The sequence below is a fragment of the Acidithrix sp. C25 genome, from assembly GCF_904848545.2.
Genome location: NZ_CAJHCI020000001.1, coordinates 283,919 through 295,525, shown reverse-complemented (window position 1 = coordinate 295,525; position 11,607 = coordinate 283,919). Strand labels below are relative to the sequence as shown.

Sequence of the window (11,607 nt, the reverse complement as noted above, 5' to 3'; positions counted from 1 at the left end):
GGACTACTGAAAAGGGGGAATTATGAAGGTGTGGAAAATCGTTCAGAAGGGGGCGGTCTTAGCCGTTAGTATTGGAATATTTAGCCTAGGAACCGGGGTGGGGTTAGGTAGTACCAGTAACGTTAGCGCAACTTTGAAACCTTCGTTCGAGCCAATGGGCGCTAATGGTATAGTAAATTCAACCCTGGTAGGCAAGGAGCAAGCTCTAAGTAGCACAAATTATTTGCAAACATCGGAGCTCACTGCAAAGGTCGGAACCACAAACCCTCAAATAATTATCCAACCTCATACTGACTGTCAGCTGACACCAGCCTACTTTCACAACAGTAGTCATCGTCCAGGTACCATAGGAATTCAGTGGACGGTCGGCTGCGGTGGCGCGGTCCAGAGCTCTATTTCTATAAACACTTATCTGTACTTGAGGTATTGCAACTTTTTTTACTGTGTTTATGAGCTGTTGGACGCAAGATCTTATACCAAAACCAATATGAGCGAGGTAAGTCTCGGTGCGTATGGTGCCTGTGTGACTGGTCGTACTGACTCCTACTACAGCACAGCTACTGCGACTTACGTTGGTGATGGAGTTACGGTGACCCTAAATAATTCTTCAGGGCCGACGGATGTGACATGCCAACCAAGGTAATCCAAGTTCGCGGTATGACTGATCGCCAGCGGCTGTTGTCTAGCCGTATCTGGTATCTTCATCTCGACCCAGCAACAGATCAAGAACTATTCGCAAGGCAAAGAGTTCTGGTTCAGGACGCCTCAGGGACGTCTGTGTTGGCAGGCAGATTGGAGTTTCGTGCAGAAGTAGGGCTGGTCGTTGTATGTGGATCCGATATTTTAGGCAGAGTCTCTAAGTGTAATGAGGGTCGGTGGTTGAACCAGGTCCTAGAAGACGGTGCAATCCCCCTCGAACTAGAAATCGATGATCGCAGAGGACTGCGAGCAGCTCTGCGAGCACCGAGGATTTGGCCTGTCGCTCGCTATTTCGAAGCTCCTCAGCTGGCAGAGTCAAAGGAGGCCACCTTTTCTGCCTTCGTGGATGAGTTGATTCCGTTAGAATCAATTCCCTCCCCTTACGAGGAAATAGCAAGAGGAAGCTGGGGTCTCATCTATCAGGTTCTCAGCGAGTATGACGACTGGGAGCGGGAACACGTTGGAACACTTCCTCAGGAGATGGAAAAAGAGGTCAACTTTGACACGGTGCCAGGCTGGAGGGAGGCGGCGCAAGAGTTGCTTTACGAACCGCTCCTTTCCTTTGGACCCCTGCTACTTGATGCGTTCTATAAGGCGGTCCTCTACGAGCAAGATGATCCCTCAGTTGTTTCTTTACCGTCCTATGGAGATCTTCTTGATCGACCCGGGGGATATTCGTTGATAGCACGCGTGCGCTATCCCACAAGTGCGCCTGATTCCGTCCTTTTCTATGAGGTACTCGGAGTCCTAGAAGATCTTTTGCACCTCAGTCGTGGGCCGTGTGGTAGGTACTGGATCGCAGACTTTATCATTCCCCTTGAAGAGACAATCGACGGCCTTGGAGCTAAGTACGTACGACGATGACTCCTCCCTAGATCTAAGTAAAGTTGGTCATCGAAGTCAATCTGTGGCTTTGTTGCACTCGCATAGTCATCGCCACTGCTCAGCACACTGGTAAGCAGATCCCTAAGGGGTCTATCTGCGACCTTGAGAAGGCAATGAATGACAGAACCTATCAAGGTGATGGTGTCCATCGTGCTCACCGCGTCATAGAGGAGTGTGGAATCAAGTACCCGCTTGTGGCTGATGAGCCGTCAAATCGGACGGTCTGATCGCGTGTCATCGCTTGATTCCATGTCGGCGCCGTGGCAGGCTCGAGTCAGATCCAGCGTATCGCCCAGTACTTCTTGTGCCTGCTCGAAGTTCGCATCGAGACTCGTCACCAGATCGGAAATCCGTGCGAGTTGATCAGCGATCCGGTCCTGTTCGCTCTTTAGGCAGATCGAGCGGGATTGCTCCTTCTCGCTCGACCAGTGCAGACAATGTAGAGAGATTCGGTGCCTCATCTGTTACGTGCTGTTGTGATCATTAGCCCGAGACCCGCAGGTCCCGCAAAAGATATTTCCTCGCTGGTAGTGGTTGTTGGTTCGCTCCGGCGGTGTTGTGAGCACTGAGTAGGTCCTGGACCTGCTGCCAGGTCTGTGGATTAAAAGGGGTTCATGGAGTCCGGGGTAGGTGGACGCGCCGGTAACTGATCTCTCCTTTGTAATACGAATTCGGAGCAATTTACGGAGGCCGGTGATTGCCAACGCCTTGGACGGCCACTTGGGTAACGAGTCGGAACAAGCCGAGTTCGTTGCGACCATTTTGCGAGCCCCGTCACAGGCAGCCATTATCGTCTTGGTCTCTATTAGTAAGTTGCATGCCAACAAGCTTGTATCCAAAGCTGCCCGCACATCCTCGTTCATACGTGAGAGCGCCCAACCAAACTAACGCTGAGAAAAACTTGGCCCATCGGTTTACGGCGAGGACAATAGGGTGTCGATTATAGTTTCGAGCAGTCAGGTTCAGGGAGCCGACAATTCCATCCACGTCTGTTCGTCAAAGAATTTATTGTCGACTAACGCTCTTATACCATTCATCTGGTATATTCATGGTATGAAAACAACCATTGATAAGGCAGGTCGTCTGGTCGTGCCGAAGGCACTACGGGACCGGCTAGGACTTCATTCCGGCGAAGTCGAGATAACGGCCGATGGCGCGTCACTGCGCATCCAGCCGGTTTTCGACGACTCGCTCATTGAGAAAGACGGTCGTCTTGTCATTCCCGCTTCCAATTCCACCATCACTGATGAGTTTGTCCGGGAGTTGAGGGATGCCGATCAAAAGTAGTGGAGTGGACATTCTTGCGGACACGAGTGTGGCAGTTGCCGTCGTTGTCGAGGATCACGATCACCACTTGGCCACTCTGAACGCCATTGGCAACCGCAGCGTGGGTCTAGCGGGTCATGCCGCATTCGAGACATTCTCGGTCCTGACGCGTCTGCCCCCACCTGCTCGCCGATCACCGGAAGCCGTACTTCGGCTGATGAGCGCGAATTTCCCATCAATCAAGTACCTGACAACGTCGGCCGCCGAAGCGCTTTTGCCAAAATTCGCGAGCCTCGGAATCGCCGGTGGATCGGTGTATGACGCGCTCGTTGGAGCCGCAGCAGCGGAGAGTGCTCTGGTCCTTCTCACCCGTGATGCACGAGCCATACCCATCTACAGGGCGCTCCAAGTCGACATCGAAGTGATTCGAGATTAGTTGCGAATACATTCGTATACTCCGGAAAGTCCCAGTCGGATCGAACGGGACTGTTCACTGACTATGACATAACTTGCGACCACTGATTTTGGAATCTTGCGACCACGCAATCTTGAATCTAGACAAGCCGCATTCTCTAATCAAAAGCATCGTTTGCATAGTAGGCACCTTATGGGTGCTAAAGGGGGAAATGGATAGTTATGACAGTTCTTAAGAAAACGCGGCCGCAAGTAATTTCTGCTGAAATCCGCCCGACAAAATTTGCCCGCGCGAACCGTACGACGATTAGATGGCCACAACTCGAATCAATTCTTCGAGCCCAATGAAGTCGCTCGGGTTGCGCGTATAAAGTTCAAGGCCGTTGGCGTAAGCGATTGCCGCAATAAATAGATCCACAATGCGCGATCGGTGCGTACGACCGGCACTTGAAACGGCTGCAACAATCTGGCCAAAGCGTCGCACGGCAGCTGCATCGAATCGTATTGGCTCTAAGATTGCTTCGGTCTGCTGCAGGCGCACCTGACGAATTAATTGTTCGGTAACGGTGAATGCCAGAATTGGGTCGGCGACCAATTCCACAAGTATGATAGCGCTGACCGAGATCTCCTCAGAAAGGGCTCTTTAGACCAAAGGATCATCTCAATCGATGACTACCAAAGTATCAAGTAGCTCCGTGGTCATCTATAGATCCTGATTGACAAGGTTGTCAAGGTCGGCCCGAAAGAGCCTCGCATCGAAATTGGGCCTGGTATTGATGAAACTTGCGATGCTGGATTTTGGCACCACGGTAGGGCGTAGCGTGCGAAGAGGAAGCAACTTGGCTGCTGGGATTCCATTACGGGTCACAACGAAACTCTCGCCAGCCACTACTTCATCGATCACCTTGGCGCTGTTATTGCGTAGTTCACATTGAGCGATGATCTTTGTCATGAGACAAGTGTGACCTATCGTGCGACATATTGCTACAATTCGGGCCACTGCGTTTACTCGTGATCGCCAACCATGCGGTTCAAGTGGGCGAATTTACTCACCGACTAGCGCGGAGTCCTCTATTTGGAAATCCTTCAGGTTCTTATTATGTCCCTCAAGGTCCGGCGCCGGCTTGGGTTCAACCGGTGAGCGCAACGATCGGTTGACACTTCTCGTGCGACATTAAAAATCGAACGAGGGATATTAGATGACTACTCACATCACTATCCTCCAACGCGATCTTGTTCAAAGATTACGATATCAGGGGAAAGTATCAGAGCGTAATTCCAAATGATCAGTGCAAATGAAATTGGGTGCTCTCACTCCGTATCGATGTAATGTTGCGTGGACAAGGTCGTGATTGGAAAACCTGATATCTGGATACCTCGCAAAGATACCCTGTGTACTAATGAGGCTGAGAATATCACACATGGAATACCTCGCGGTGATCCAATCAGTCAGATAGCCAGTCCTTAGGTAGGTCCCCTTCAACCGTGACAAGAGAGATAAAGGCTAACCCATCTTTCCGAAAATCAACCTATTCTCCCAGCTAGTTGAGTATGTGGTCTTACGTTGGGACACTACAAATGCGTCGCAATGGTCTTTATCCGTTTAAGGGGATCACTAACTCCTAAGAGACGGTAGATCTCTTTGTGAACCGGCTCAGAAACACCACTAGTGCGGATGTGATAGACGACGCCTTTATCTGATGTAAGAACTATGGTGGCTCGGCGGTGACTGTTGAGTTGCTCTTTGATGGTTGACCATCTTCTCTTATCGTTATTTTGCCTCAAGGTCAGCTCAATAGCACTAAGGAGGTGATAGGCAAGTACTGAGATGAAGAGGTGAGCAGCAGTTCGGCTAGCTAGTTGATGATAGACCGGTCGAAGTCCAAGATCACTCTTGAGGGATCTAAAGGCATCTTCTACTTTAGTGAGAGTCGTATAGATATTCCAGATCTCACCTGCATCTAGCTCGCTATGGCTGGTGTCTATGACGTAGGCTCCTTGGAGATTATCATCTTTGGCTTTAGTGGGTTTTTCTGTAATAGTAAGATTGATTACTTTGTCAAAGCGTCTCTTTTTGATGATCTTGCCATGGTCTTGATGATATTCAAGGGATATCTCGTATTTGGAAGCAATACTTGGGTACTTGGCCTTGATGCGTCCGATACGCTCTGAGACAACTGTGGTCTTAGATATAGAACCCTTTGTGATTGAGGTATTCAACGAAGTGATATCTACTAAGAATCTCTCGTTAGCTTGACTAGAGATCGCTGATTCCTTCTTGGATCTCCCCAAAGAACGACACAACACCACGGTTGTGGTGTTGTTGTTGGTGGAAGAGGAGGAGATGGAGGAGGAGATGGAGGAGGAGATGGAGGTGGAGGAGATGGAGGTGGCGTTAGTATCAGTGTCGGTGGTGTTGCTGTTGGTGATTTTGGTGTCATCGGTGCCGGTATTCTTGCCGGTGGCACCATTACGGATATAGTCGTCAGTGCCGGTGCTGCTGTCGCTCTTGATGATTTTGGTGTCATCGGTGCCGGTATTCTTGCCGGTGACACCATTACGGATATAGTCGTCAGTGCCGGTGCTGCTGTCGCTCATGATGATACTGTTGCTAGTGTTGCCGGAGGTGGTGTAACTGTTATTGTCGTCAGTGCCGGTAACCGTCAGTGTATTTGCTGGAAGTAACTGTTATATATCTTAGTTGCTATCCACTCGACCGGGGTAGCAATAAGTCAACTATCCCCGATTTATTTTCTCGCTTGTGTCAACTCCTCCCCAAGTAGATCGGTAATGGAGATTGGTTCGTCACAGGAGGGACAATATCCCCCTATTCCTACTCGAGCCATAAAGGTATTACACTCTAAGCAGCGTTGTTCTCCGAGGGATCGTTCACCACAACACCTACACTCATAGACGGTGAAGCCTCGATGTGACTTTGACCCTGGAACTGTGACTGGAAGAATGCTACCTATATCGTGACGTCGTCGATAAGCAAGAGCCCGACAAGCATCGGAGCAATAGGTTCTCCTCCCTGACAAGGGGAAGTTGCCTCCACAGACAGGGCACGCTATCGTGACGCTATCGTGACGCAACGGAGGTCTGGCATTCATGGCAGACTCGTTAGGTTCAAATCAGACGCTGCAGTGGTGGACTTTGATGCTGTCGTTGTCTGGTTTGTTGGAACAAGTGACGTAGAGACAACTGGCTTTCAGTTCCGGGTGTTGGCATTGATCCATCGTTTTGGATTCTTGGCTTTGGCCTCCTCGTAGACCTTGACTCGCTTGGCGAGGATCATGACATCTTCGCCGTTGTGTTTTTGGTTTGGGGTCACAAAGTTCAAGCCAGAGTGATGGTGCTCCTCGTTGTAGAACTGGACGAATCCCTCGATCCAGACCCTTGCCGCCATGAGGGAGGCAAAGCCATCGTGGGGATAGCTCGCACAGTACTTGACTGTGCGAAACATCGATTCCATGTGAGCATTGTCATTCGACGTCCTGGGACGTGAGTAGGAGGCAGCTATACCAAGTAGGTAACACAGTGCCACTAGGGTTGTCCCCTTCATAGGTGAACCGTTGTCTGAATGTAGTACAGAAGGAGCGAGTGAACCCTCATTCAAAGTGGCCCTCTTTAGGACAGTTGCTAGATTTTCAGATGATTCATTCTCGTAGATCTCATAGCCGACGATCTTCCTGGAGTACAGGTCCATAATGAAGTGCAGGTAGTAGAAGAGACCTTTGATAGGCCCTGGCAGGTAGGAAATGTCGGTGACCCAAACCTCACGTGGTCCCTTAGCTACATGATTGGGCTCAGAACGCCTACGAGGCAGCGCTACCCGTCCTCGTCGCTTATTGAGTCCCGCGTCTCCTAAGACCCGATAGAAGGTGGACTCTGATGCTAAATAGACTCCTTGATCCGCTAGAGCTGGGACAATCTGAGCCGGTGGCAGTGAGCGGTACTCAGGACTGGCGCACACCTTTAGGATCTCGGCCCTCTCTTGATCACTCAGGGCATTAGGTGGGGTTGGATAGACCCTGGTGAGTCGTTTATCTTCGAGGATCGCATCTGAGATCTCCTTAGGTGATGCTTTGGTGGCATCCACTCCACCTGCCTTCCTCCAACGCTCATAGGTGCTCTCGCAGATTCCCACCTCCCTTACTGCGCAAGAGAGGTTGACACCAGCGCTATTGGCCTCAGCAATGAGAGTTACGGCTCGTTGGCGCTCTGAGAGAGGGATCAATCTTCCCTGTCCCCCCAGAACGCCTGGGCTTTTCCCCGCAACACCAGCAGAGCCGCAGTTTCTGCTAGTGCCTTCTCCTTACGAGCAAGTTCTCGTTCTAAGAGTGTCACCTTTGCTCGTTCATTGGCTAAGTTCGCACGGTACTCCTTGGCAGCGATACTAGAGCGGTCATTGGCTTCTTGACAGGCCGACTTCCAGCTATCGAGATCCTCCGCAAGAATCCCATGTTCTCGCAGGTAGGTACCAAGTTCGAGTTCGGTCATGGATTCAGTTCTAACAACAATCTCGTACTTTGCCTTCGACGAGAGCGTAAGCGACGGATTCCCAGATGCTGAGAACTTGCCAACGGCACCAGTTCGTTTCAGTGACGCGTTCCAGGTGTAGAGCGTATTGAGTGGAATTCCTTCAGCATTAGAAAGCTCGGTAATAGCACCCTCTGGAGCATTTCCACCATCGCCTAGCTCTAAGAGCTTCCTCAGCACTCGTTCCTTTTGTTCTCTTGGGTATACCTTTTTCATGACTCCTCTATCCTCGCCCTATATATGACTGTAGTAGATTTTCCGGCAAAGACTCTGAGGGCTAGGGGTGCCGGTGTCTTCTTCTAGCGTTTGCACTTGTCCTTGTACTTGTGTTTTCACTTGTCCTTGTACTTGTGTTCTCACTCGCCCTTGTGGCTTTTGTGGTTCCACTTGGAGCTTTTTCACCATCACAGGGGATCCTTGGGCATCGTAGATCTCGGTGAAGCCTTCCATCTCCATGAAATGGCTTCGATAGAGACTCTTTTTGTTAGCTCTCTCAATTACTACGTAGTTGAGATTGCGCTTAATGAGAAGTTCTAGGTTTGCCTTGGTAGCAATTCCCCTATCCATCACAATGGTAGGAACAACATCCCCAAAGAGAGATCCATCCGATAGAGACTCCAAGGCATCAAGTACGCTAATGAGAGTTCTAGGCTCAGAGGTATTGCCCTCATGTATCTCTGAGTAGATGGGTAGTCCCCGGTGATCAACAAGTAGTGCCAGAGAAACTAATGTGCAATCAAAACGCTTCTCTTTGGAATGTCCATGTTTAGCTAGGGAGTTCCCCTTAGTAGAACCTTCGAAGTAGGTGTTGGTTAGATCAAAGAGAAAGAGCCTGGTATTCGTCCTAAAGAGATCAGAGCTAGCTCTATAGAGTGCTGGCTCTATGACGCCTTTAGCGTCATAGAGCTTATCTGCAATTGCATAGACCTTATCCTTGTGAAACTTAGAGAGATCGATACCACATATCTCAGGTAGTGAAGAGTTGGAGTTGATATACGAATAGGTCTTTCGATCAGATCCAGGATGAATAAGACGAGCTATTATCGTTGCCTTGGCAATACCAAGGGATTCACCCGATAGACCTGCACTCTCTAGGATCTTATCGAAGCTAAGAGCTTCATAGAACGAGTTTCCTATGAGTTCTGGACCGATACTTCTACTATTGATAGTCTTAGCACTAGAGAGATCCACCATCTCAAGGTCAGCCTCAGTAGCTCTTGTTTCTTTAGCGGCTGCAACTTCGGAACGAATTGCATACTTAGTGATTGCTAGATCTGCGTATCTGGCAATAATAGGATCTGATTCAAAGAGTGAGGTTACTCCAGAGAGTCTCTGGGCAATTGCATTGGCCAGAGCTGGCCACAATGACTTATCCAGGTCCAGTTCGGTCAAGGTCATTACTATACGTTGACGGGGACCTTTTTCACAGCGGTAGGACTCAACGAGTTGGTACTTACTGTAGCTAACGCCGGTCTTTTTATTAACTGTTGGAGTTTCACGGATAAACACAACAAGACAATAGCACCATGTCAGAGCTAATGCAAGTCATAATCAAAACTACTCAAAAATTAGGACACTACATTCGTGACCCAAAAAGACCTAATACCCATCTACCAGGGCATCTATAAATGACACAAGCCGAAAATCCTCAAAAATCAACTCAAAAGGGGCCAATTGGGGCGATTTTTCGGGAAATCAGCGAAAGATGGGCTAACGGTGGACGTGATTCATTCATTCATCCCACATGGCCGCATCCATGCATTTTTCGTATTTGATGACGGATCAAACTTCTGATCGATATACTAGAGAAATGGCTCAATCAAATCGATACCATATCGACGTAGCCAAGCTAGAAAGCATCAAAGCAGTCACTGACCAAATTCAGCTGCTGGATAAAAACCTCGGTGGCATGGATATGATGCAATTTTCCGTCTTTAACAATGCATATTTGATTGTGACATCAATAATCCAGGACGCAATAAAAGATGATTACTTTATAAATCCGAAGCTTATCGAGGAATTCATCGTCGTCTTTGCCGGGTATTACTTCAAGGCAATTAATGAAACTTTCGATAATAGTGAAACTTTGAGGGTCTCATGGTCCATGATGAATACTATCAAGGGACGGCCTTACCCGGCTATCATATCTCTGTTACTCGGAGCGAATGCCCACATTAACAATGATCTACCTTACGTCTTATCGAAAGTCATGAATAATTCCGTCGCCGAAAACCTGTTGGGCGACTTGGTTAGAATTGATAAATTACTAATGAGAAGCGGCAAACAGATAATTGGCTCGTTTACCGAGCAAAATACGCGTTTGGACTTCCTAAAGCGCCGATTCCAGTTCCTGTATTATCGGCCAGCAATGTACACGATTCTGTACTGGCGTATTATCGCCTGGAGAAACTATCAAAAGCTCCTAGATACAGACGCAACACTGGCCCAAATTGACATTAGAAGTCAGAAAATCGGCAATCGGCTGCTAAGGGCCGCCAGGATATTACTTTTAGTCGCGCCATACTAGTTTGGGGAGCTAGCCTTCCAAAAATCAGTGTCTACTAAATCTGGGTAACCTCAGTTTTATAAATCGAGGAAATGGTAGCACGGCTGAAACCCACTAGCTCTTGCAAGTGGGTTTTGACAATATTTTGAAAGAGATCGCCTCGCAAGTCGAATGACTCTGCTCTCCAATTCACAAGCCCATTTATCGGGGACCCTATTCTGTGAACCAAGAATATCTTCATCCATTCTTTATGATTTAGGATATTTGAGGGAAGCTGAATTTGCCGGTCTACCTCGAGAAATGTGCGAACCTAAATGATCTTCAAACAAAAGCATCTTATTTCGCATATTCTGTTGCGAATCGGCCCTAAATGCGAGTGGAGATTTTTTTTTAGCGAATTGAACGCAACGGTCAAGACACCACCTGAATCTACTAATAAGCGCATCGAACTCGTTGCGAAGGCATCGAGGGGTTGGATCAATGAGCTTGTAGACCTTGTCGGCAGAAATAATTTGCTCTATTACCGCGATCCGAAGCAGGGAACCTTGACGCTTGAACCGGTGTCGATCGAAAATGAAACTGCTATCGAAGCTCTTCTTGTGGGAAAAAAGTAATGCTTTCGAATTGGTTTGGTGATACGGCACGCCAAATAGCGGCTCGCCGCGTGCGCACCATCAACGCTAAAGCAAGCGAGAACTTTCAAGAAAAGGGACTCCAGACCTTATACCTAGCTTGGGAAATGGCCACTTGGAACAACCCCAATAGCGAAGCAACTCTGGCGGCGCCGGTGTTGTTACGGCGAGTCGCTCTAAAGCCTAAGAACAGTATTGAGGATGACTTTGAAGTGGAACAAGCAGAAGAATGGAAGATCAACCCTTCGCTTTTGCACATGCTTAAGACTGAATACAAAATAGATACTGCCTCTATCGATCTGCTAAATGTAAACGAAGACAACTCCGATTCGATCGACTCCAATCCTTTATTTGAAGGGCTTTCAAAGGCGTGTGTCGAAATTGCGGGATTCGCCATAAAACCCCGCATCGTGATTGGCAATTTCTCCTATGCCAAGCTTCCCATGGTCCTCGACCTCGAGAGTTCACTTGATGCCTTAGTCGCATCAGACCTTATTTCTTCCCTCGCTGGCGACCCAAACTCGCTAGAGTCTCTCCGAGGTCGACATCCAAAGGTAACGCTCCCTGACCCCGATCGACAACCACCCCAAGATGAATTTCTAGTTCTTGACGCTGACGCTAGTCAATCCTATGTCATCAATGCAGTCGTCGGAGGAGCGGACTAGG

The 11,607-nt window shown here is 48.8% G+C and carries 15 protein-coding genes; 8 read left to right on the top strand and 7 right to left on the bottom strand.

The annotated features are described in order from the left end of the window. Positions 1–22 precede the first annotated feature (22 nt). The 5 genes from ACIDITHRIX25_RS87825 (at position 23) to ACIDITHRIX25_RS87805 (ending at position 3,286) form a co-directional block, all read left to right on the top strand. A complete protein-coding gene (locus ACIDITHRIX25_RS87825) occupies positions 23–643 on the top strand; it encodes a hypothetical protein (RefSeq protein ID WP_052607017.1) in 621 nt (206 codons plus the stop codon). Next, positions 628–1,563 (top strand): hypothetical protein, encoded by a 936-nt coding sequence (locus ACIDITHRIX25_RS87820; protein ID WP_201732304.1) that lies wholly within the window; start codon positions 628–630, stop codon positions 1,561–1,563. Before ACIDITHRIX25_RS87825 ends, ACIDITHRIX25_RS87820 begins: the two co-directional genes overlap by 16 nt. 651 nt (positions 1,564–2,214) lie before the next feature. Beyond that, positions 2,215–2,472, top strand: coding sequence for a hypothetical protein (locus ACIDITHRIX25_RS87815; protein ID WP_052607014.1), 258 nt, complete (start codon positions 2,215–2,217; stop codon positions 2,470–2,472). A gap of 45 nt (positions 2,473–2,517) precedes the next feature. Further along, positions 2,518–2,871, top strand: a complete 354-nt coding sequence (locus tag ACIDITHRIX25_RS87810) for an AbrB/MazE/SpoVT family DNA-binding domain-containing protein (protein ID WP_200891330.1) — start codon at positions 2,518–2,520, stop codon at positions 2,869–2,871. Positions 2,872–2,875: 4 nt separating this feature from the next. After that, the gene (locus tag ACIDITHRIX25_RS87805; RefSeq protein ID WP_200891329.1) at positions 2,876–3,286 is read left to right on the top strand and encodes a type II toxin-antitoxin system VapC family toxin; all 411 of its coding nucleotides are present in this window, start codon (positions 2,876–2,878) and stop codon (positions 3,284–3,286) included. Between the two features lie 285 nt (positions 3,287–3,571). Here ACIDITHRIX25_RS87805 and ACIDITHRIX25_RS87800 read toward each other — a convergent pair whose 3' ends face one another. From ACIDITHRIX25_RS87800 to ACIDITHRIX25_RS87770, 7 genes are all read right to left on the bottom strand, one after another. Continuing rightward, positions 3,572–3,865 (bottom strand): PIN domain-containing protein, encoded by a 294-nt coding sequence (locus ACIDITHRIX25_RS87800; RefSeq protein ID WP_200891328.1) that lies wholly within the window; start codon positions 3,863–3,865, stop codon positions 3,572–3,574. A 102-nt stretch (positions 3,866–3,967) separates the two neighbouring features. Then, positions 3,968–4,216 (bottom strand): type II toxin-antitoxin system Phd/YefM family antitoxin, encoded by a 249-nt coding sequence (locus ACIDITHRIX25_RS87795; protein WP_052607011.1) that lies wholly within the window; start codon positions 4,214–4,216, stop codon positions 3,968–3,970. 620 nt (positions 4,217–4,836) lie between these two features. Then, positions 4,837–5,862 carry an IS1634 family transposase gene (locus ACIDITHRIX25_RS87790; RefSeq protein ID WP_201732303.1) on the bottom strand — a complete coding sequence of 342 codons (1,026 nt, stop codon included), beginning with the start codon at positions 5,860–5,862 and terminating at the stop codon, positions 4,837–4,839. 149 nt (positions 5,863–6,011) lie between these two features. After that, the gene (locus ACIDITHRIX25_RS87785; protein WP_201732302.1) at positions 6,012–6,374 is read right to left on the bottom strand and encodes a hypothetical protein; all 363 of its coding nucleotides are present in this window, start codon (positions 6,372–6,374) and stop codon (positions 6,012–6,014) included. Positions 6,375–6,472: 98 nt separating this feature from the next. After that, entirely contained in the window at positions 6,473–7,501 is a 1,029-nt protein-coding gene (locus tag ACIDITHRIX25_RS87780; protein ID WP_201732301.1) for an IS3 family transposase, read from the bottom strand. Further along, positions 7,498–8,019 carry a hypothetical protein gene (locus ACIDITHRIX25_RS87775; RefSeq protein ID WP_201732300.1) on the bottom strand — a complete coding sequence of 174 codons (522 nt, stop codon included), beginning with the start codon at positions 8,017–8,019 and terminating at the stop codon, positions 7,498–7,500. Before ACIDITHRIX25_RS87775 ends, ACIDITHRIX25_RS87780 begins: the two co-directional genes overlap by 4 nt. Positions 8,020–8,037: 18 nt before the next feature. After that, positions 8,038–9,312 (bottom strand): IS1634 family transposase, encoded by a 1,275-nt coding sequence (locus ACIDITHRIX25_RS87770; RefSeq protein ID WP_201732299.1) that lies wholly within the window; start codon positions 9,310–9,312, stop codon positions 8,038–8,040. A 247-nt stretch (positions 9,313–9,559) separates the two neighbouring features. Here ACIDITHRIX25_RS87770 and ACIDITHRIX25_RS87765 point away from each other — a divergent pair, with 247 nt between their 5' ends. From ACIDITHRIX25_RS87765 to ACIDITHRIX25_RS87755, 3 genes are all read left to right on the top strand, one after another. Beyond that, positions 9,560–10,330 carry a DUF5995 family protein gene (locus ACIDITHRIX25_RS87765; RefSeq protein ID WP_201732298.1) on the top strand — a complete coding sequence of 257 codons (771 nt, stop codon included), beginning with the start codon at positions 9,560–9,562 and terminating at the stop codon, positions 10,328–10,330. Between the two features lie 377 nt (positions 10,331–10,707). After that, entirely contained in the window at positions 10,708–10,923 is a 216-nt protein-coding gene (locus tag ACIDITHRIX25_RS87760) for a hypothetical protein (protein WP_201732297.1), read from the top strand. Further along, entirely contained in the window at positions 10,923–11,606 is a 684-nt protein-coding gene (locus tag ACIDITHRIX25_RS87755; protein WP_201732296.1) for a DUF4011 domain-containing protein, read from the top strand. The genes ACIDITHRIX25_RS87760 and ACIDITHRIX25_RS87755 overlap by 1 nt, the downstream gene beginning before the upstream one ends. Position 11,607 lies beyond the last annotated feature (1 nt).

Excerpts from the sequence above, each read along its gene's own strand:
- ACIDITHRIX25_RS87825 (WP_052607017.1), top strand. The coding sequence starts at position 23 with ATGAAGGTGTGGAAAATCGTTCAGAAGGGGGCGGTCTTAGCCGTTAGT.
- ACIDITHRIX25_RS87820 (WP_201732304.1), top strand. The coding sequence starts at position 628 with ATGCCAACCAAGGTAATCCAAGTTCGCGGTATGACTGATCGCCAGCGG.
- ACIDITHRIX25_RS87795 (WP_052607011.1), bottom strand. The coding sequence starts at position 4,216 with ATGACAAAGATCATCGCTCAATGTGAACTACGCAATAACAGCGCCAAG.
- ACIDITHRIX25_RS87790 (WP_201732303.1), bottom strand. The coding sequence starts at position 5,862 with ATGAGCGACAGCAGCACCGGCACTGACGACTATATCCGTAATGGTGTC.
- ACIDITHRIX25_RS87785 (WP_201732302.1), bottom strand. The coding sequence starts at position 6,374 with ATGAATGCCAGACCTCCGTTGCGTCACGATAGCGTCACGATAGCGTGC.
- ACIDITHRIX25_RS87775 (WP_201732300.1), bottom strand. The coding sequence starts at position 8,019 with ATGAAAAAGGTATACCCAAGAGAACAAAAGGAACGAGTGCTGAGGAAG.
- ACIDITHRIX25_RS87765 (WP_201732298.1), top strand. The coding sequence starts at position 9,560 with ATGCATTTTTCGTATTTGATGACGGATCAAACTTCTGATCGATATACT.
- ACIDITHRIX25_RS87755 (WP_201732296.1), top strand. The coding sequence starts at position 10,923 with ATGCTTTCGAATTGGTTTGGTGATACGGCACGCCAAATAGCGGCTCGC.